The sequence below is a fragment of the Streptomyces sp. NPDC048600 genome, from assembly GCF_055587025.1.
Genome location: NZ_JBVJGZ010000006.1, coordinates 1 through 19,665 on the forward strand (window position 1 = coordinate 1; position 19,665 = coordinate 19,665).

Annotated in this window: 17 protein-coding genes; 12 read left to right on the plus strand and 5 right to left on the minus strand. The window is 71.5% G+C overall.

Annotated elements, in window-relative coordinates; translation table 11 throughout:
• Window positions 1-278: carboxyl transferase domain-containing protein (locus ACZ6SQ_RS09925; RefSeq protein WP_469558767.1), on the minus strand; the 278-nt coding region annotated here is incomplete at its 3' end.
• 110 nt (window positions 279-388) lie between these two features.
• On the opposite strand from ACZ6SQ_RS09925, the gene ACZ6SQ_RS09930 reads away from it, so the two are divergent.
• Both ACZ6SQ_RS09930 and ACZ6SQ_RS09935 read left to right on the plus strand, forming a co-directional pair.
• Window positions 389-1,246, plus strand: a complete 858-nt coding sequence (locus ACZ6SQ_RS09930; RefSeq protein WP_469558770.1) for a biotin--[acetyl-CoA-carboxylase] ligase — start codon at window positions 389-391, stop codon at window positions 1,244-1,246.
• Window positions 1,247-1,441: 195 nt separating this feature from the next.
• Window positions 1,442-2,572, plus strand: a complete 1,131-nt coding sequence (locus ACZ6SQ_RS09935; protein WP_469558772.1) for an adenylate/guanylate cyclase domain-containing protein — start codon at window positions 1,442-1,444, stop codon at window positions 2,570-2,572.
• Here the strand turns inward: ACZ6SQ_RS09935 and ACZ6SQ_RS09940 are convergent.
• A complete protein-coding gene (locus ACZ6SQ_RS09940; RefSeq protein WP_469558775.1) occupies window positions 2,547-3,170 on the minus strand; it encodes a hypothetical protein in 624 nt (207 codons plus the stop codon). The two genes, ACZ6SQ_RS09935 and ACZ6SQ_RS09940, sit on opposite strands and share 26 nt — an antisense overlap.
• 299 nt (window positions 3,171-3,469) lie before the next feature.
• On the opposite strand from ACZ6SQ_RS09940, the gene ACZ6SQ_RS09945 reads away from it, so the two are divergent.
• The 3 genes from ACZ6SQ_RS09945 (at window position 3,470) to hutH (ending at window position 7,149) form a co-directional block, all read left to right on the plus strand.
• Window positions 3,470-4,273, plus strand: coding sequence for an enoyl-CoA hydratase/isomerase family protein (locus ACZ6SQ_RS09945; protein WP_469558778.1), 804 nt, complete (start codon window positions 3,470-3,472; stop codon window positions 4,271-4,273).
• Window positions 4,274-4,341: 68 nt separating this feature from the next.
• Entirely contained in the window at window positions 4,342-5,484 is a 1,143-nt protein-coding gene (locus ACZ6SQ_RS09950) for a GGDEF domain-containing protein (RefSeq protein ID WP_469558781.1), read from the plus strand.
• A 126-nt stretch (window positions 5,485-5,610) separates the two neighbouring features.
• Window positions 5,611-7,149 carry a histidine ammonia-lyase gene (gene hutH, locus ACZ6SQ_RS09955; RefSeq protein ID WP_469559569.1) on the plus strand — a complete coding sequence of 513 codons (1,539 nt, stop codon included), beginning with the start codon at window positions 5,611-5,613 and terminating at the stop codon, window positions 7,147-7,149.
• Between the two features lie 73 nt (window positions 7,150-7,222).
• Here the strand turns inward: hutH and ACZ6SQ_RS09960 are convergent, their stop codons facing one another.
• Window positions 7,223-8,008, minus strand: coding sequence for a hypothetical protein (locus tag ACZ6SQ_RS09960; protein WP_469558784.1), 786 nt, complete (start codon window positions 8,006-8,008; stop codon window positions 7,223-7,225).
• 46 nt (window positions 8,009-8,054) lie between these two features.
• Window positions 8,055-8,357 (minus strand): hypothetical protein, encoded by a 303-nt coding sequence (locus ACZ6SQ_RS09965; RefSeq protein ID WP_386380726.1) that lies wholly within the window; start codon window positions 8,355-8,357, stop codon window positions 8,055-8,057.
• A 110-nt stretch (window positions 8,358-8,467) separates the two neighbouring features.
• On the opposite strand from ACZ6SQ_RS09965, the gene ACZ6SQ_RS09970 reads away from it, so the two are divergent.
• The 6 genes from ACZ6SQ_RS09970 to ACZ6SQ_RS09995 all read left to right on the plus strand — a co-directional run bounded on the left by ACZ6SQ_RS09970 (window position 8,468) and on the right by ACZ6SQ_RS09995 (window position 17,302).
• Window positions 8,468-8,902 carry a hypothetical protein gene (locus tag ACZ6SQ_RS09970; protein WP_469558788.1) on the plus strand — a complete coding sequence of 145 codons (435 nt, stop codon included), beginning with the start codon at window positions 8,468-8,470 and terminating at the stop codon, window positions 8,900-8,902.
• Window positions 8,903-9,112: 210 nt separating this feature from the next.
• Complete coding sequence (locus tag ACZ6SQ_RS09975) at window positions 9,113-10,375, plus strand: L,D-transpeptidase (protein WP_469558790.1); 1,263 nt, start codon at window positions 9,113-9,115, stop codon at window positions 10,373-10,375.
• 174 nt (window positions 10,376-10,549) lie between these two features.
• Window positions 10,550-12,013 (plus strand): ABC transporter permease, encoded by a 1,464-nt coding sequence (locus tag ACZ6SQ_RS09980; protein ID WP_469558793.1) that lies wholly within the window; start codon window positions 10,550-10,552, stop codon window positions 12,011-12,013.
• 201 nt (window positions 12,014-12,214) lie between these two features.
• Window positions 12,215-12,898, plus strand: coding sequence for an ABC transporter ATP-binding protein (locus ACZ6SQ_RS09985; RefSeq protein ID WP_469558796.1), 684 nt, complete (start codon window positions 12,215-12,217; stop codon window positions 12,896-12,898).
• 185 nt (window positions 12,899-13,083) lie between these two features.
• Window positions 13,084-16,383 carry a S8 family peptidase gene (locus ACZ6SQ_RS09990; protein ID WP_469558799.1) on the plus strand — a complete coding sequence of 1,100 codons (3,300 nt, stop codon included), beginning with the start codon at window positions 13,084-13,086 and terminating at the stop codon, window positions 16,381-16,383.
• Window positions 16,384-16,531: 148 nt separating this feature from the next.
• Window positions 16,532-17,302: a globin domain-containing protein gene (locus tag ACZ6SQ_RS09995; protein WP_469558802.1), complete on the plus strand. Its 771-nt coding sequence runs from the start codon at window positions 16,532-16,534 to the stop codon at window positions 17,300-17,302.
• Between the two features lie 81 nt (window positions 17,303-17,383).
• Here ACZ6SQ_RS09995 and ACZ6SQ_RS10000 read toward each other — a convergent pair whose 3' ends face one another.
• A complete protein-coding gene (locus tag ACZ6SQ_RS10000) occupies window positions 17,384-18,289 on the minus strand; it encodes a helix-turn-helix domain-containing protein (protein ID WP_469558804.1) in 906 nt (301 codons plus the stop codon).
• Window positions 18,290-18,461: 172 nt separating this feature from the next.
• Here ACZ6SQ_RS10000 and ACZ6SQ_RS10005 point away from each other — a divergent pair, with 172 nt between their 5' ends.
• Complete coding sequence (locus ACZ6SQ_RS10005; protein ID WP_469558808.1) at window positions 18,462-19,502, plus strand: NAD(P)-dependent alcohol dehydrogenase; 1,041 nt, start codon at window positions 18,462-18,464, stop codon at window positions 19,500-19,502.
• Window positions 19,503-19,665: the final 163 nt, after the last annotated feature.

A 19,665-nucleotide genomic window follows, 5' to 3' on the forward strand; every position in this document is an offset into this window, starting at 1 on the left:
TCGACCGTGCCGTACCCGGTCACCACACCGTCACCGTAGGGACGGTTGGCATCCAGCCCGAAGTTCGAGGAACGGTGCCGGGCGAACTCGTCCAGTTCCACGAACGAGTCCTCGTCCAGGAGCAGCCCGATCCGCTCACGGGCCGTCAGCTTGCCCTTCGCGTGCTGCTTCTCCACGGCACGAGCCGAGCCCGCGTGCGTCGCCTCCTGGACGCGACGCTGGAGATCCGCGAGCTTGCCCGCGGTGGTGTGGATGTCGATCTCTTCCGGCTCGGACATCGGGATGCGGCTCCCTGCCTGCTCAAAAGGGGGGACGATTACTCATCCGTAGAGTAGTGGCGGCCCTACCGATCGGCAGTGCGGCGTACAACACACCTAGTGTGGCTTGCATGACTCCGCGAGATGCCTCAGACGACCGCTGGTCCGACCTCGACCGCCCGCCCCTGAACGGCGCGTCCCTGCGCCGCGGGCTGGTGCGCGAGGGCGGGCTCTACCGCGACGTGGAGGTGGTGCGCGGCACCGGCTCCACCAACTCCGACCTGGTGGCCCTCGCCGTCGCGGGCAAGGCGCAGGAGGGCGCCGTCCTGGTCGCCGAGGAGCAGACCGCCGGGCGCGGCAGGCTCGACCGGGAGTGGACCGCCCCGCCCCGCTCGGGCCTGTTCTTCTCCGTGCTGCTGCGGCCCGCCGAGGTCCCGGTGGCGCGCTGGGGCTGGCTGCCGCTGCTGACGGGGGTGGCCGTGGCGACGGGTCTGTCGCGGGCGGCCGGGGTGGACACGGCACTCAAGTGGCCCAACGACCTCCTGGTCACTGTCGGTGGCGAGGAACGCAAGGCCGGCGGCATCCTCGCCGAGCGCGCCGGGGAGGACTCGGTGGTCGTCGGTGTCGGCGTCAATGTGACCCTGCGTGAGGACGAACTCCCGGTGCCCCAGGCCGGATCGCTCGCTCTCGCGGGCGCGACGAACACCGACCGCGACCCGCTGCTGCGGGCCGTGCTGCGCTCCCTGGAGGAGTGGTACGGCCGCTGGCGCGCGGCGGGCGGCGACCCCGTGGCCTCCGGTCTCCAGGAGACGTACGCGGCGGGCTGCGCGACGCTGGGACGAGTCGTCCGGGCGGAACTGCCCGGCGACCGCTCGATCGTGGGCGAGGCGGTGGCGCTCGACGGCGACGGCCGCCTGGTCCTGGCGACGGAGGAGGGCGTGCAAGAACCTGTGGGAGCAGGCGACATCGTGCACTTGAGGCCCGCTTAGGAGCGCGTGCCCCAGGGGCGCGGGCAGCATCTGCCGGCGGCTTCGCCGCGGGGCGCGGGCGGCGGCCACGACCCGCACCCGGCCCGGCGACGAATCCAGGCACATGCGGCCCCGAACGGCGAAACCCAACGGAGTGAGCCCGTACAGTTGAGGCCGGTCGATACCTGACCGCGGCAGATCGGAAGGGCAGCAGGCGTGACCGTCGACGACACGGGCTCCGGCATGGGTCGTAACCCAGCGCCCGACGGCAACGGCACGGGCACCGACAACGGCGAGGACCCGCTCGCGCTCCGCCTGGAGGGACTCATCCTCGGCGCCGAGCGCCGCTACACCCCCTTCCAGGCCGCCCGCAGCGCGGGTGTCTCCATGGAACTGGCGTCCCGCTTCTGGCGGGCGATGGGCTTCGCGGACATCGGCCAGGCCAAGGCGCTCACCGAGGCCGACGTGCTGGCCCTGCGCCGACTGGCGGGCCTCGTCGAGGCGGGCCTGCTCAGCGAGGCCATGGCCGTGCAGGTGGCCCGTTCCACCGGCCAGACCACCGCCCGGCTGGCCGAGTGGCAGATCGACTCCTTCCTGGAGGGCCTGACCGAGCCGCCCGAGCCGGGCATGACCCGTACCGAGGTCACGTATCCGCTGGTCGAACTGCTGCTGCCGGAGCTGGAGGAGTTCCTCGTCTACGTCTGGCGCCGTCAGCTCGCCGCCGCGACCGGCCGGGTCGTGCAGGCCGCCGACGACGAGGAGATGGTCGACCGCCGCCTCGCCGTGGGCTTCGCCGACCTCGTCGGCTTCACCCGCCTCACCCGCCGTATGGAGGAGGAGGAACTGGGCGAGCTGGTCGAGGCGTTCGAGACGACCGCGGCGGACCTGGTCGCCGCGCGCGGCGGCCGCCTGATCAAGACGCTGGGCGACGAGGTCCTGTACGCCGCCGACGACGCCGGGACGGCCGCGGAGATCGCCCTGCTGCTCGTCGAGACGATGGCCAACGACGAGACCATGCCGGAGCTGCGCGTGGGCATCGCGTTCGGCACGGTCACCACCCGGATGGGCGATGTCTTCGGTACGACGGTGAACCTGGCCTCCCGGCTCACCTCGATAGCTCCCCGGGACGCCGTCCTCGTCGACAGCGCCCTCGCCGAGGAGCTGATCCGCGCGGGCGAGGCCCCGGCCTCGGAGTCCGAGGCCGCGGAGGCGGCCGCCGCCGCGGAGAAGGAGGGCGAGGAACCGCCCGCCTACCGGTTCGCCCTCCAGCCCATGTGGCAGCGCCCGGTGCGTGGCCTCGGCGTGGTCGAGCCGTGGCTGCTCACCCGCCGGGACGGGACGGCGTAGTCCGAGCGTGCCCGTGGTGCGCAGGCTCCTCGTCCTCCACGTCCTGCTCGATGCACAGCCCGATGACCGGGATGCACAGTCCGGGCGGCTGGGCCGGCTGGGTGGGGGTCGGCGGGGCGGAGGGCTGTGCGGGCGTCGGCTGCGGCCGTGACGGCGGTGTGCTCGCCGGTGGTGCCTCGGGCGGCGTCGTCCGGGGCGTGGGTGTGCTGGGCGCCTGAGGGATGCCGGTTCCGGCCGGGGCCGGCCGGTTCGCGGAGGGCCTCGGGGCGGCCGGGCTCGCGGCGGGCGCGGGGCTGTCGGTGGGCAGCGGCGACGCGACGGCCCCGCCGAGGGGCGCGGTCGCCGAGGGGCTCGGCCGCGGTGTGCCGGTGTCGGTGGCGTCCGTGTGGGACGCGCGTTCCGTGCCCCGATAGGGGTTGACCCGCGGCTCGGCCTCCGCCGCGCCGATCCCGCCGAGACCGGAGTCCGGGGCCAGCCGTACGAGGCTCAGCGCGCCGGCGGCCAGCGCGAGGCCGCCCGCGGTGAGCAGCACCCCGCGGGGGCGGGGCCGCCGGTGCCGTCCCCGCGGGCGGATGGTGCTGGTGATGTGTGTCGTCATCGCGTCCCTCCCCGATGCGTGCGCCCCCTTCGCGCCCTGGCGGACGTTATGCGCGCTTGCGGTGGTCCGGGAGGGAGTTGGGCGTGATGTCACTCGAATGGGGTGTCGGGTCTTGTGCGACGAACGGGTGTGTGATGGTCATTCCTCCGTGCGACCGGCGGTCCGGGGCCTGACCGGCACACCCGGGCGGCCGAGCCGTACGCCGCCGACGCCCCGCGCCCCTGTCCCCCTTGGCTCAGCCGGGCCCGGCTGCGATGATCTGGGGCGTTGGTGTTAACCCGCGTTAACCGGAGGGCGTCATGAGCGAGGAGCGGTTCGGGGAGTTCGTGGCCGTACGGCGGCACGGGGACGGCGGCCATGTGGCCGAGCTGGCCCTGGACCGGCCCAAGGCGATGAACGCCGTGTCGAGCGAGATGGCCCGCTCCATCGGCGAGGCCTGCGCGGCGCTGGGCGCCGACCGCGAGGTGCGCGTGGTGGTGGTGACCTCCACTCACGAGCGCGCCTTCTGCGTCGGGGCCGACCTGAAGGAGCGGAACTCCTTCACCGACGCCGAGCTGGTCCGCCAGCGCCCGGTCGCGCGCGGCGCCTACACGGGAGTCCTGGAGCTGCCCGTGCCGACGGTCGCCGCGGTGCACGGCTTCGCGCTCGGCGGCGGCTTCGAGCTGGCCCTGTCCTGCGATGTGATCGTGGCCGACGGCACGGCCGTGGTGGGGCTGCCGGAGGTCTCGGTGGGCGTCATCCCGGGCGGCGGCGGCACCCAGCTCCTCCCGCGCCGGGTGGGCGCGGCGCGGGCGGCCGAGCTGATCTTCACGGCCCGCCGCGTGGAGGCCGGGGAGGCGCGCGAGCTCGGACTGATCGACGTCCTCGTCGACGACGGCCGGGACCGCGAGGAGGCCCTCGCCCTCGCCGACCGGATCGCCGGGAACTCCCCGGTGGGCCTCAGGGCCGCCAAGCGCGCCCTGCGTCTGGGGCACGGCCTGGACCTCCGGGCGGGCCTGGAGGTGGAGGACTCGGCCTGGCGCTCGGTGGCCTTCTCGGGGGACCGGGCGGAGGGCGTGCGGGCGTTCAACGAGAAGCGCAAGCCCCAGTGGCCGGGCGAGTGAGGCAGGTTCCCCCACCTGTTCGCCACACAAACACCCCATAGCGATAAAAAGGTCCCTAACCTGGAGCAATGGGCGAGGACGAGCGACTGTCGGCGGTAGTCGCGCTGGCGCAGGGCATGGCGGCGGCACACACTCCACGCGAGTCCTGGCACGCCGCGGCGCACGGTGCCTGCCGCGCCCTGGACGGAAGCTTCGCCGCCCTGTCGGTGTGGGAACGGGACCTCGGCCGCCTGCGGGTCCTGGTGAACGTGGGGGAGCGCGCCACCGGTGAGGTGGAGTTCCCCGACGACGAGACGTACCCCGTCCATCAGTTCCCGGAGATCACCGAGTTCCTCCATGAGCGCTGGGCGGGCGGGGGCGGTCCCAACGCCTGGGTGGAGACCGCCGACGGTCCCGCCGCGGGCCGCCCCGGCTATGTGCACCAGCGGGTCGCCGCGCTGCGCCGCCGGGGCCGGGGCAGCTGTGTCGTCGCCCCGGTCGTGCTGCACGGGCGGGCGTGGGGCGAGCTGTATGTGGCGCGCCCGGCGGGAGCCGCCGTCTTCGAGCCGTCCGACGCCGGGTTCGCCACCGTGCTGGCCGCCGTCGTCGCCGCGGGCATCGCGCAGACCGAGCGGCTGGAGGAGGCGCGCCGGCTGGCCTTCACCGACGCGCTGACAGGCCTCGCCAACCGCCGGGCCGTCGACATGCGCCTGGAGGAGGCGATCGAGCGGTACCGCGCGGAGGGTGTCGTCGTCAGCCTCGTGGTCTGCGACCTCAACGGCCTCAAGCGGGTGAACGACAGCCAGGGCCACGCCGTCGGCGACCGCCTGCTGGAGCGCTTCGGCTCGGTGCTGTCGCTGTGCGGCGCGATGCTGCCGGGCACGCTGGCGGCCCGGCTGGGCGGCGACGAGTTCTGCCTGGTGGCGGCCGGCCCGCCCGCGGACGACGTGGTGAAGGTCGCCGACGAGCTGTGCCGCCGGGCCGCCGAGCTGGAACTGGGCGACGGAGTGGCCTGCGGGGTGGCGTCCACCGAGGACCCGATCGGCCCGGTCCGGTCGGCCCGCCGGCTGTTCCGGCTCGCGGACGCCGCCCAGTACCGGGCCAAGGCGGTGCGCGCCGCGAGGCCGGTGGTGGCCGGCCGGGCGGGCCCGGACGATCCGGTCGTCCGGCTGGCGGACGCGCCCTCCCGGGAGACGGGGGCGGAGCGCCGCAGCTTCCGCGGCCGCAGCTGACGGACGTACCGGCGTGGGGTCGCGGGGGTCCGGCCGGCGGCGTGCGGGGGTCCGGCCGGTAAGGGGCGAACCCCGTGGCCACTGGTGACATTTTCGAATTCACTGCGTACGCTCCTGAATATGGATATGCACACTGTGGTGGTGGGGACCTCCGGCACGACCGCGTCCGACGTTCTGGCCGTGGCGCGCGGCGGCGCCCGCGTCGAGCTCTCCGAGCAGGCGGTGGCGGCCCTCGCGGCGGCGCGCGAGATCGTGGACGCGCTGGCCGCCAAGCCCGAGCCGGTCTACGGCGTGAGCACCGGCTTCGGCGCCCTGGCGACCCGGCACATCAGCGCGGAACTGCGCGCCCAGCTCCAGCGCAACATCGTCCGCTCGCACGCGGCCGGCATGGGTCCGCGCGTCGAGCGCGAGGTCGTGCGCGCGCTGATGTTCCTGCGGCTGAAGACCGTCTGCTCCGGTCACACCGGTGTCCGCCCCGAGGTCGCGCAGGCCATGGCGGACCTGCTCAACGCCGGCATCACCCCGGTCGTGCACGAATACGGCTCGCTCGGCTGCTCCGGCGACCTCGCCCCGCTGTCCCACTGCGCCCTGACGCTGATGGGCGAGGGCGACGCCGAGGGCCCGGACGGCACCGTCCGCCCCGCCGGCGAACTCCTCGCCGAGCACGGCATCGCCCCCGTCGAGCTGCGCGAGAAGGAGGGCCTCGCCCTGCTCAACGGCACCGACGGCATGCTCGGCATGCTGATCATGGCCCTCGCCGACCTCGACACCCTCTACAAGACGGCCGACGTCACCGCCGCCCTCTCCCTGGAGGCCCTGCTCGGCACCGACAAGGTCCTCGCGCCCGAGCTGCACGCCATCCGCCCGCACCCGGGCCAGGGCGACTCGGCCGCGAACATGCTGGCCGTGCTCAAGGGCTCCGGCCTCACCGGGCACCACCAGGACGACGCCCCGCGCGTGCAGGACGCCTACTCGGTGCGCTGCGCCCCGCAGGTGGCCGGCGCCGGCCGCGACACCCTCGCGCACGCCCGCCTGGTCGCCGAGCGCGAGCTGGCCTCGGCCGTCGACAACCCCGTCGTGCTGCCCGACGGCCGCGTCGAGTCCAACGGCAACTTCCACGGCGCGCCCGTCGCCTACGTGCTGGACTTCCTCGCCATCGCCGCCGCCGACCTGGCGTCCATCGCGGAGCGCCGCACCGACCGGCTGCTGGACAAGAACCGCAGCCACGGCCTGCCGCCGTTCCTCGCGGACGACGCCGGCGTCGACTCCGGCCTGATGATCGCCCAGTACACCCAGGCCGCCCTGGTCAGCGAGATGAAGCGGCTGGCCGTGCCCGCCTCGGCCGACTCCATCCCGTCCTCGGCGATGCAGGAGGACCACGTCTCCATGGGCTGGTCGGCGGCGCGCAAGCTGCGCACGGCCGTCGGCAACCTCACCCGCGTCCTCGCCGTCGAGCTCTACGCCGCCGCCCGCGCGGTCGAGCTGCGCGAGGGCCTCGCCCCGGCCCCGGCCAGCCGTGCCGTCATCGACGCCGCCCGCGCGGCCGGTGTCGGCGGCCCCGGCCCGGACCGCTTCCTCGCGCCCGACCTGGCCGCGGCGGACGCCTTCGTCCGCGACGGCTCCCTGGTCACGGCGGCGGAGACGGTGACCGGCCCGCTGCGCTAGCGGCCCGCCCCGCGCATGACGAAGGGCCCCGTCCGCGACCGCGGACGGGGCCCTTCGGCGAGTATGTGCCGTGCTACTTGAGCTTGCCGGCCTGGGCGTCGACGACCGGCGCCGGGACCTTGTACTGCTTCTCGCTCATCATCGCGCCGATGTTCATCGTGAAGTACGAGGCGAGGGTGTTGCCGTGCCGCACGACCTGGGTGTGGACCGTGCCGGTCTGGCCGGCCTCCGCGTCCATCTCGCCCGTCGTGACGAAGGCCAGCGCCTCGTCGCCGCCGGCGCCGACCGCGGCCTCCTCGGCGACCTTGGTCATCTTCGTCGGCTCGCCGCCGTCGGAGACCTCGAAGCCGCCCGAGCAGTCCTTGACCGCCTCGGAGACCGTCTCGAAGGCCTCCGCGGCGCCCTCACCCTCGTACGAGGACAGCGCGACGACCGTCACGTCGGCGTTCATGGCCTCGGCCATGGCGTCCTCGATCTCGCCCTCCGCCAGGTCCTCGACGGACTTGGAGGCGGCGTCGCTGGGCTTCTTCTCCTGCGAGGCCATGGTGTTGGTCTCGGCCGGCGCGTCCGTCGGCGCGAGCCCGCTCATGACGTAGATGAGCGGCAGGCACTTCTCGTCGCCCTTGAGCTTCTTCTTGTCGGACTTGAGCGAAGCCTCGACCGGCTCGACCTTGTAGCCGTCGACGTCGCCCTGTGCGATGAGCAGCTTGTCCAGCTCGGCCTTGCTGTACGTCTTGGCGTTGCCGCCGGAACCCTTGGTGTCGTCCGAGCCGCTGTCCGAGCACCCCGTGAGCAGCGCCAGCGACAGCGCGCCGACGACAGCCGTGGCGCACAGACGCGCCCCCGTTGATCTGTTCATGAGCGGACTATGAGTGTTCGGTCAAACACGAGTCAAGCTCAGGTATTTAGAACCCAAGCCGCTCTCTTCGCACCGAATACACCACGAACCCGGCGCCGAGCGTGAGGCAGAACGTGCCGCCCACGACATAGGGCGTGCTGTCGAAGCTTCCGGTGTCGGCGAGTTCGGTGCCGCCGGACGAGCTCTCGGTACTCGCGGCGACGGCTCTGGCCTGCGTCGTCGTGGTCGCCGCGGGCGGGCGTCCCGTGGCGGAGTCGCCCGTCGCGTTCGCGGACGGGACGAACCACAGGGCGCCCAGCAGGCTTGCCGCGGCGGTGGCGGTCAGCAACGGACGGCGAGCGGATGACACGGAATATCGATCCCCTTGTGACGCTGGCGAATTGGCCGTGTGCAGCGATGCTAATGAAAGGGGCGGGTCGCGGGAAAGCCATCTCGGGTGCCGGCCGTACGCTCCGGAGCATGAGCACCCCAGAGACATCACGTTTTGTACGGCTTCGTGTCGAACTCGTCCTCGAGGTGGACGACGTGGACGCGGTCACGGAGGCGGCGCTGGAGCGTGTCGCGGAGGACGGGGAGATGCCCGACTCCGAGCGTGCGCATGCCGAGAGCGCGGTGAGGGAAGACACAGCCGAGGCGCTCGCGTACCTGGTGGACCCGTTCGACCTGGTGGGCGAGGTGCCCGGGGTCGAGCTCCAGCAGGCCTCCTGGAGCAGCGAGCTGATCGAGTACGACCCCGACTCTCCGGACTGGGATCTGGACGAGGATGATGGCGAGGAGGAATCCGAGGAATCCGAGGAATCCGAAGAGTACGAAGAGTACGAAGAGGGCGACGAAGGCGAAGAGGACGAAGCGGAGACGGACGACAGGGGCGACGGGGAACGCGCGTCGCGCTGAGCCGGTTGTGGGGAAATCGTGACCCTGGACGGCAACCGTCGTCCGGGGTTTCGTCGTCTCAGGGGACGCACCGACCGACAGCCGTTACCACCGGCCCTGGCGGGAAGTGGCGTGCCCCACACAATCAGGGCATGTGGAACGGGACGAACCGGTCGTAGCGTTGATAGCTCACGGCGGGGAACTCTCGGGGTTACTGGGGAATCGGCAACGATGGAGAAGCGTGTGATGACGAACAGTAAGCGGCGCAGGGGCCTGACGGTCGCGTCCGCACTGCTCGGCGGTGTTCTGGTGCTCTCGGCCTGCTCCGGCGGCGACGAGGCCAAGGCCGACGGGGGCGACGACACCTCGCAGGCCAAGGTCGACGAGGCGGCGGCGCAGAAGACCTCCGAGGCCCAGATCAAGATCACGCCCAAGGACGGCACGGCCAACGCCTCCATCAACAACTCCGCCGCCGTCACCGTGAGCAAGGGCACGCTCACCGAGGTGTCGATGACCACCTCGGACGGCACGGAGGTCTCCGGCGAGATATCCGCCGACAAGACCAGCTGGAAGCCCAGCGCCCAGCTCGAGCGCTCCACGACCTACAAGATCGCGGTGACCGCGAAGGACGCGAAGGGCCGTGACGCCCACGAGAACGCCTCCTTCACCACGGTCTCCCCGGACAACAGCTTCATCGGCAGCTTCACGCCCGAGGACGGCTCCACCGTCGGCGTCGGCATGCCGGTCTCGATCAACTTCGACAAGGCGATCACCAACAAGGCGGACGTCCAGAAGGGCATCACCGTCAGCTCCAGCAGCGGGCAGGAGGTCGTCGGCCACTGGTTCAACGCCAACCGCCTCGACTTCCGCCCCGAGAACTACTGGACCGAGAACTCCACCGTCACGCTGAAGCTCGCGCTCGACGGTGTCGAGGGCGCGGACGGTGTGTTCGGCGTCCAGCAGAAGACGGTCACCTTCACGATCGGCCGCAACCAGGTCTCGATCGTCGACGCCAACAGCAAGCAGATGAAGATCACGCGGAACGGCAAGGTCGTCAAGACCATCCCGATCTCCGCCGGCTCGCCCGAGAACAAGACCTACGAAGGTCAGATGGTGATCTCCGAGAAGTTCAAGGAGACCCGGATGAACGGCGCCACCGTCGGCTTCACCGACGACGACGGCAAGGGCGAGTACGACATCAAGGACGTGCCCCACGCCATGCGTCTGACCACCTCGGGCACCTTCATCCACGGCAACTACTGGGGTGCCGACTCGGTCTTCGGCAACGTCAACACCAGCCACGGCTGTGTCGGCCTGAACGACACCAAGGGTGCAGGCGACCCGAACACCGAGGCCGCGTGGTTCTTCGACAACTCGATCGTCGGTGACGTGGTCGTCGTGCAGAACACCGGCGACAAGACCGTCTCCCCGGACAACGGCCTCAACGGCTGGAACCTGGACTGGGCGCAGTGGAAGGCCGGCTCCGCCGTCTGATCCCCCACGAAGCCCTGTCGATGCCGCTCTCCCCGAGGGCGGCATCGGCGTTTTCCGGGCCCGCCCCTTCCGGGTGCGTGCTGTGGGGTGGCTGTGACGCTCCGTCAGGGGTTCTCATGCTCCTCTTATGCGGGACTTATCAGTCCATCAGGGTGCCTCTCTAGCTTGCGGCGCATGTTCTTCACCTACCTGAGGCGCGAACTGCGCCGCCGCAGAAAGGCGGCCCTCGTCGTCGCCTCCGGCCTCGCGCTGGGCATCGCGCTCGTCATCGTGGTCACCTCCGTGTCCTCCGGCATGAGCAGGGCGCAGGACAAGGTCCTCCAGTCGCTGTACGGGCTCGGCACCGACATGACGGTCACCAAGGCCGCCGCGGCCCAGACCGGCGAGCAGGGCGGCGGCCCCCGCTTCCGCTTCGACGCCCGCGACGACGACTCCGAGGACGAGCAGAGCAGCGACCGCGTCATGGTCCAGGGCTTCCAGACCCTCGCCTCCTCCACCGTCGGCAAGGTCGCGGACCAGGACGGTGTCGCGGACGCGGTCGGCGGGCTCAGCCTCCAGGTCATCCGGGTCAGCGGCGAGTTCACCCGCGGCCAGTTCCAGCAGCAGGAGAGCGGCGGCCAGGGCGGCGGCCCCGGCGCCGGGCAGCAGGCCCCGCAGGGCCGGGTGGAGGGCGGCGGCGCCGACTTCGGCGTCAACAACTTCTCCGTCTACGGCACCGACGTCACCGAGCCCGCCCTCGGCCCGCTGACCTCCTCGAAGATCACCAGCGGCCGTACCTTCAAGACCACCGAGACGAACAGCAAGGTCGCCGTGGTCGACTCGGCGTACGCCAAGGAGAAGAAGTACAAGGTCGGTTCGACCGTCACCGTCAAGGGCGTCAAGTACAAGGTCATCGGCGTCGCGACCGCCGACAGCGGCGACTCCGCGGCCAACCTGTACATCCCGCTGACGCAGGCCCAGACCCTCGCCGACGCGAAGAACAAGGTCACCACGATCTACGTCAAGGCCACCGACTCCCAGCGGATCGACGCCGTCAAGTCCGCCGTCTCGAAGAACGTCCCGGGCACGACGGTGACGACGTCCGCCGATCTCGCCGACACCGTGTCCGGCTCCCTGTCCACCGCCTCCGACCTCGCCACGAAGGTCGGCAAGTGGCTGTCCGTCGCGGTCCTGGTCGCCGCGTTCCTGGTGGCCGGACTGCTCACGTCCTCGGCGGTCTCCCGCCGGGTGCGGGAGTTCGGCACCCTCAAGGCCCTCGGCTGGCGCTCGGGCCGGGTCACCGGCCAGGTGGTCGGCGAGGCCGTCGTCAACGGCCTGGTGGGCGGCGCCCTCGGCATCGCCCTCGGCCTGGCGGGGGCGTACGCGGTGACGGCGGTGAGCCCGACGCTGGAGGCCGACCTCGGCGGCGCCACCGGCGGCGGCCCGGGCCAGGGCGGACCGGGCCTGGTGATGGGCGGCCCCGGCGGCCCCCAGTCCGCGGGCAGGTCCCTCGAAGTCGCCCTCACCGCGCCGGTCAGCCTGACGACCGTCGCCCTCGCGGTCGGGCTCGCGGTGACCGGCGGCCTGATCGCGGGCGCCTTCGGCGGCTGGCGGGCGTCCCGACTGCGTCCCGCGGACGCCCTCCGCCGGGTCGAGTGACGGGGCCGGGCCCGACCCAGGGGCGCGGGGCTGTGTCGACGTGCGGCTCCGCCGCGTGGGCGCGACAGGGTCCGGCGTATGCCCTGTGCCCGTGAGAGGGGCCCGACAGCAACCGGCCCAGGGGCGCGGGGCTGTACCGATGTGCGGCTCCGCCGCGTGGGCGCGACAAGCCACGACGATCCCGCAGACGAAGGAACAAACATGTACGACCTCACCGCAGTGACCAAGCACTACACGCGAGGCAAGGAGACCGTGAAGGCCCTGGCCGGCATCGACCTCACCATCGCCGACGGGGACCGCCTGGTCATCCAGGGCCCCACCGGCGGCGGCAAGTCCACCCTGCTCCAGATGCTCGGCGGCCTCGACCGCCCGACCTCGGGCCAGGTCGTCCTCGACGGCACCGACCTCGCCGCCCTGCCCGAGGCCCGCCTCACCCGCGTACGCAGCGAGAACATCGGCTTCGTCTTCCAGAGCTTCAACCTCATCCCCACCCTCACCGCCCAGGAGAACGTGGAGACGGCACTCGTCCCGCTCGGCGTCAAGGCCCGGGAGCGCAGGGAACGAGCCGCCGAGGCACTGGAGTCGGTCGGCCTCGGCGAACGGCTCGGGCATCTGCCCGGGGAGATGTCCGGCGGCCAGCAGCAGCGCGTCGCCATCGCCCGCGCGCTCGTCAAGCGCCCCAAGGTGCTGCTCGCCGACGAACCCACCGGCAACCTCGACGAGTCGATGCGCGACGAGGTGATGGACGTGCTGGAGACGATGTGGAAGGAGCACGGGCTGACCTTCGTGATGGTCACCCACGACTCCGCCATCGCCAAGCGGGCACCCCGGCTCGCGACCATCCGCAAGGGGGCCATTACAGTCACCGAGCGCGCTGTGTCCTGAAATCGCTGCTGTCACCCGCTTTTATGACGGACTCGTGACAGAGCGCTTGTTGAGGCCGCTGATCACCCCCCGGCATACTTCGTCCTCCGGGGGGTGTACGCGCGTGTGTACGGGATGGCCCCCGGCCGGGTGAACGGGGAATTCGCCCGGCATTCGATCTCCCAGGGGGAGTCTTGCGCAGACAAGTGAAAAAGGTCGGTGCGGCAACTGTCGCAGGCGCCGCGGCCGTTGCGCTCGCCGCGGGTCTGACCAGCCCGGCGGCGGCCGACGCCGAGTCGCAGCACCGGGAGGCCGCGGCCAAGCTGACGGCTCACCACCGCATCACGCTGATCACGGGTGACCGCGTCTCCGTCGACGCCAAGGGCCGGATCGTCGGCCTCCAGCGGGCAGAGGGCCGCGAGAACATACCCGTGTCGGTTCGCAAGTTCCAGGGCCACACGCTGGTCATCCCCGCCGACGCGGCGCGTCTGGTCGCCGAAGGCAGGCTGGACCAGCGGCTGTTCGACATCACCGAACTGAACAAGTCCGCCACCCGCAAGTCCCAGAAGAACGGCCTGAAGGTCATCGTCGGCTACAAGGGGGCCGCCTCGGCCGCCAAGGCCGACGTCCGTGACGCGGGCACCCTGCGTCGCAGCCTCGGCACCCTGAACGCCGACGCGGTGCAGACCCCCGAGTCGGACACCCCCGAGCTGTGGGACGCGGTCACCAACGGCGACAAGACCGCCGCCGGTGTCGCGCACGTCTGGCTCGACGGCGTCCGCCGGGTCACGCTCGACAAGTCCACCAAGCAGATCGGCGCTCCCGTCGCCTGGGCCGCCGGGTACACCGGCAAGGGCGTCAAGATCGCTGTGCTGGACACCGGTGTGGACGCCACCCACCCGGACCTGAAGACCCAGGTCACGGCGTCGAAGAACTTCACGCCCGCCGCCGACGCCTCCGACAAGTTCGGCCACGGCACCCACGTCGCGTCCATCGCGGCCGGTACCGGCGCCAAGTCGGGCGGCAAGTACAAGGGTGTGGCGCCGGGCGCGACCGTCCTCAACGGCAAGGTCCTCGACGACTCCGGCTCCGGTGACGACTCCGGCATCATCGCCGGTATCGAGTGGGCCGCCGCCGAAGGCGCCGACGTCGTCAACCTCAGCCTCGGCGGCCCGGACGGACCCGGTGTCGACCCGCTGGAGGCGGCGGTCGACAAGTTCTCCGCCGAGAAGGGCATCCTGTTCGCGATCGCGGCCGGCAACTCCGGCCCGGAGTCGGTCGGTTCGCCGGGCAGCGCGGACTCCGCGCTCACCGTCGGCGCGGTCGACGACGCGGACGTGCTCGCCCCGTTCTCCTCCACCGGCCCGCGCGCCGGCGACGGTGCCATCAAGCCGGACGTCACCGGTCCGGGCGTGGACATCACCGCCGCGTCCGCCAAGGGCAGCGTCATCGCGCAGGAGGTCGGCGAGAACCCGGCCGGCTACCTGACCATCTCCGGTACCTCGATGGCCACCCCGCACGTCGCGGGCGCCGCCGCGATCCTCAAGCAGCAGCACCCGACCTGGACGTACACCCAGATCAAGGGCGCGCTCACCGCCTCCACCAAGGGCGGCAAGTACACCGCGTTCCAGCAGGGTTCGGGCCGCATCCAGATCGACAAGGCCCTCAAGCAGACCGTCATCGCCGAGCCGGTGTCGGTCAGCCTCGGCACCCAGCAGTGGCCGCACACCGACGACACGCCGGTCACCAAGCCGCTGACGTACCGCAACCTCGGCACCACGGCCGTGACGCTGACCCTCAAGGCCACCGCCACCAACCCGAACGGCGCCGCGGCCCCGGCCGGCTTCTTCAAGCTGAGCGCCTCCACCGTGACGGTCCCGGCGGGCGGCACGGCCTCCGTGAACGTCACCGCCGACACCCGCCTCGGCGGCACCGTCGACGGCGCGTACTCCGCGTACGTGGTCGCGACCGGCGGCGGGCAGACCGTCCGCACGGCCGCCGCGGTCAACCGTGAGATCGAGTCCTACGACGTCACGGTCAAGCACATCGGCAGGGACGGCCTGCCGACGTCGAAGTACAGCACCGTCCTGCTCGGCTACAGCGGCATCGGCTCCGGCCGTGTCGTCGACGTCCCGCAGGCCGAGTCCGGTGTCACCACCCTGCGTCTGCCCCGCGGCACGTACGGCCTCGACGCCTGGATCGTGAAGGACTTCGTCACCTTCGAGGGCGGTCTCGACTGGCTGGTCCAGCCGAGGCTGAGCGTCACCAGGAACGCCACGCTGACGCTCGACGCCCGTACCGGCAAGGCGGCGGACATCACGGTGCCCGACGCCACGGCCAAGCCGCTGTCGGCGACGATCAACTACTCCTACGAAACCGGCGGCTTCGGCATCGGCTTCATGGGTCCGTCCTTCGCCGACCTGCGCATGGCCCACCTCGGCCCGACGGTCACCGGTCTGAACCAGACCTGGAACGGCCAGTGGACCAAGGGCACCGGCACCGAGTGGGACGTGGCCCTGACCGCCAACGGCACCAAGATCGTGGGCGACAAGGTCAAGCACTTCAAGACCACCGAGCTCGCCACCCTGAAGAACATCCTCGCCGCGGCCACGCCCGGCAAGACCGGTGCGCTCAGCGTCTACGGCCTCTTCCCGCAGGCGTTCGTCATGGGCATCCCGGTGGAGCAGAAGCTGCCCGGCACGCGCACGGTGCACGTGTCCACGGCCGGCGGCATCGTCTGGGGCACCGACTTCGAGCAGTACCGCGGCAAGGACGCCGAGGGCAACCCGATCACCGAGGCCTTCTACACCAGCGACGCCCTGAAGGCCTACACGGCGGGCAAGACCTACACCACCACCTTCAACAAGCCGGTCTTCGGTCCCAAGCTGACCGCCGACTACGGCCTGTACCGCGCCGGCAACAAGATCGGCGGCGTGCTGCCGCTGTACGCCGACTCCGCGGGTCACCCCGGGTCCTCGGACTTCACCGCGGTGGCCACCACCCTCTACCGCAACGGCGTCAAGGTCGGCACGCACAACGACCCGCTGTTCGGCGAGAAGGAGTTCTCGGTTCCGTCCACCGACGCCGAGTACCGCCTGACCACCTCGGTCAAGCGCAGCGTCAAGGTCGCGGCCGCCTCCACGCGGATCGACGCCAGCTGGACCTTCCGCTCCAAGAAGCCCACCACCGACGACATGGTGGCCCTGCCGGCCTCCAGCGTCCGCTTCAACGCCAAGACCGGCTCCGACGGCCGTGTCACGGCGGGCCTGACGCAGACCATCCCGGTCTCCGTCGAGGGCGCGGCGCGCGGCACCAACCTCAAGTCGCTCGCGGTGTACGTGTCGTACGACTACGGGCAGACCTGGAAGAAGGTCACCGTGACCAACGGCAAGATCAAGGTGAAGAACCCCGCCAAGAACAAGGGTGTCTCCTTCCACGCCAAGATCACGGACAAGAAGAACAACAAGTCGACGCTGTCGATCTACAACGCGTACTACGGCAAGTGAGCCGTGCGGCTCGGGCTCTCCGAGCCGAGGGCTCTGTGAGCCCAGGGCTCTCCGGGCCCGAGCCGAGGGCTCTGTGAGCCCTGAGCTGTGAGCGAACGGCCCGCAGGAAGCAGAGCTTCCGGCGGGCCGTTCGTGTTTGTGTGACCCCATGACGGCTCACACGGTGGAGTACATCCGGTACCGCATTCCCGAAGAGCGTTCGGCCGAGTTCCTGGCCGCCTACACCCGCGCCGCGCCGCACCTGGCGGCGGCCCCCCAGTGCGTCGACTACGAGCTCACCCGCTGCGAGGAGGACTCCGAGCACTACATCCTGCGCATCACCTGGACCTCGACCGCCGACCACCTCGACGGCTTCCGCAAGTCCGAGCTGTTCCCCGGCTTCCTGGCCGAGATCCGCCCGTACGTCTCCGACATCGAGGAGATGCGGCACTACGCCCCGACACCCGTGCACGGCGGCGGCGCGGCCGTCCCCAGCCTCTACGACTGGGCGGGCGGCGCGGACGCCTTCTCCCGGCTGACGTCCGCGTTCTACGACAAGGTGCTGGAGGACGACCTCCTGGCACCCCTCTTCGCCCGTCTCGACCCCGCCCACGCCGAGCATGTCGCCCTCTGGCTCGCCGAGGTCTTCGGCGGCCCGGCCCGCTACTCCGAGACCCAGGGCGGCCACAACCACATGGTCGCCAAGCACTTCGGCAAGGGCATCACCGAGCCGCAGCGCCGCCGCTGGGTCAATCTGATCCAGGACGCCGCCGACGAGGCCGGCCTCCCCACCGACGCGGAGTTCCGCTCCGCCTTCCTCGCCTACGTGGAGTGGGGCACCCGCCTCGCCGTCTACTTCTCCGGCCCCGACGCGGTGCCTCCGGCCGAGCAGCCGGTGCCGAAGTGGACGTGGGGGGCCGCGCCGCCGTACCAGGGCTGAGGGGCCGGGGCGGGGCCAGCCTCGCGCCGACGGGACACCGGGCGCCACCTGCCCGGTGACGCCCGGTGCCCCGTCGGTGATTCAGCCGGCCTGGTTCGCCGAGTCCTGGCCCGCCCGGGTGGCGTCCGAGCCCCAACTCGCCAGCAGGCGCAGGGCCTCGGCGGAGGGCGTGCCGGGGTCGGCGTGGTAGGCGACGAGCGACTGCTCGCTGTCGTCGGCGATGCGGAAAGACTCGTAGCGCAGGGAGAGTTCACCGACCAGCGGGTGACGCAGCTCCTTCACGCCGTGGGTCTTCTCCTTGACGTCGTGGGTGGCCCACAGCCGCCTGAAGTCCTCGCTCTTCACGGACAGTTCGCCCACCAGCGCGGACAGCCGAGAGTCGTCCGGATAGCACCCGGCCTCCATCCGCAGCAGACAGACGATGTCGATCGCCTTCTGCTCCCAGCCCACGAACAGCTCGCGGTAGTCGGGCCGCAGGAACGCCAGCCGCGCCCAGTTCCGCTCCGCCGCCGGCAGCTCCGCCCAGTCGCCGAACACCGCGGCCGCCATCCTGTTCCACGCCAGGATGTCGGAGCGCCGCCCCACGACGTACGCCGGGACCGCGTCCATGGTGTCCAGCAGCTGCTTCAGCGACGGCCGCACCTGCTGGGTGCGCGCGGCCGGCTTCTTCTTGTGCTGCTTGGGCTTGGCCAGGTGCGTCAGATGCGCGTGCTCGGCGTCCGTGAGCCGCAGCGCGCGGGCGATCGCGTCCAGCACCTCCGCGGACACATTGCGTCCGTTGCCCTGCTCCAGCCGCGTGTAGTACGCCACGGAGACCCCGGCGAGCTGGGCCAGCTCCTCGCGCCGCAGTCCCGGCACCCGGCGGTGCCGGCCGAACTCGGGCAGCCCCACGTCCTGCGGCTTCAGCCGGGCGCGCCGGGTGCGCAGGAACTCGCTGAGCTCGGCCCTGCGGTCCAGGCCCGCGCCGGAATCGCGCTGTTCGTCCATGCGTCCAGTATTCCCGTACGTACGCCCGGAAGCCTGACCTTGCCAGTGGTAGGAACGCTGGACGTAGGCAGAGCCGTGGTCTGGGCGGATGCCCGCGCGGGCGGCACGCTGGAGCACGTGCCCGGCCGGAAAGGCGGCCGGACGCGACCACTCTGCTTAGGAGATCCCCGGCATGACCACTGTCGCCGCATACGCCGCCCCCGCCGCCAAGGCTCCCCTCGAGCGGACCACCATCGAGCGCCGGGAGGTGGGCGAGCACGACGTCCTGATCGACATCAAGTTCGCCGGCATCTGCCACTCCGACATCCATCAGGCCACCGAGGGCTGGGGCGAGGCCATGTTCCCGATGGTGCCCGGCCACGAGATCGCGGGCGTCGTCTCCGCGGTCGGCCCCGGCGTGACGAAGTTCGCCGTCGGCGACCGGGTGGGGGTCGGCTGCATGGTCGACTCCTGCCGCGAGTGCGAGAACTGCAGGGCCGGCCAGGAGCAGTACTGCACCGGCGGCAACGTGATGACGTACAACGGCGTCGGCAAGGACGGCGAGCCCACCTATGGCGGCTACTCCGAGAAGATCGTCGTCGACGAGCACTTCGTCGTGCGTGTCCCGGACGGGCTGAAGCTCGACGAGGCCGCGCCGCTGCTGTGCGCGGGCATCACCCTCTACTCCCCGCTCAAGCACTGGGGCGCGGGCCCCGGCAAGAAGGTCGCCGTCCTCGGCATGGGCGGCCTCGGCCACATGGGCGTCAAGATCGCGCACGCGCTGGGCGCGGAGGTGACGGTGCTGTCGCAGTCCCTGCGCAAGAAGGAGGACGGCCTCAAGCTGGGCGCCGACCACTACTACGCCACCAGCGACCCGAAGACCTTCGAGGAGCTGGCCGGCACCTTCGACCTGATCGTCTCCACGGTGTCCGTGGCGCTGGACTTCAACGCCTACCTGGGCCTGCTGAGGACCGGCGGCGCGCTGGTCAACGTCGGCGCCCCGGAGGAGCCGGTCAGCCTCAACCTGTTCTCCCTGATCGGACAGCGCAAGACCCTCGCCGGTTCCATGATCGGCGGCATCGCCGAGACCCAGGAGATGCTCGACTTCTGCGCTGAGCACCGCCTGGGCGCCGAGATCGAGCTGATCGCCGCCACCGAGATCAATGACGCGTACACCCGCGTCCTGGGCAGCGACGTCCGCTACCGCTTCGTGATCGACACGGCGACGATCTGAGCCGAGCGGGCGGGGCGGTGGGGGGGGGGGGGGGGGGGGGGGGGGGGGGCGAGGGAGGGTGGGGGGGGGGGGGGTGGGGGGGCGCCAGCCCCCGCGCGGTCCCGGGAGTTCTGTTGGGGAGAAACAAGTCCGCCACCCTGCGTTTGGGTCGAAAAAAAAGACC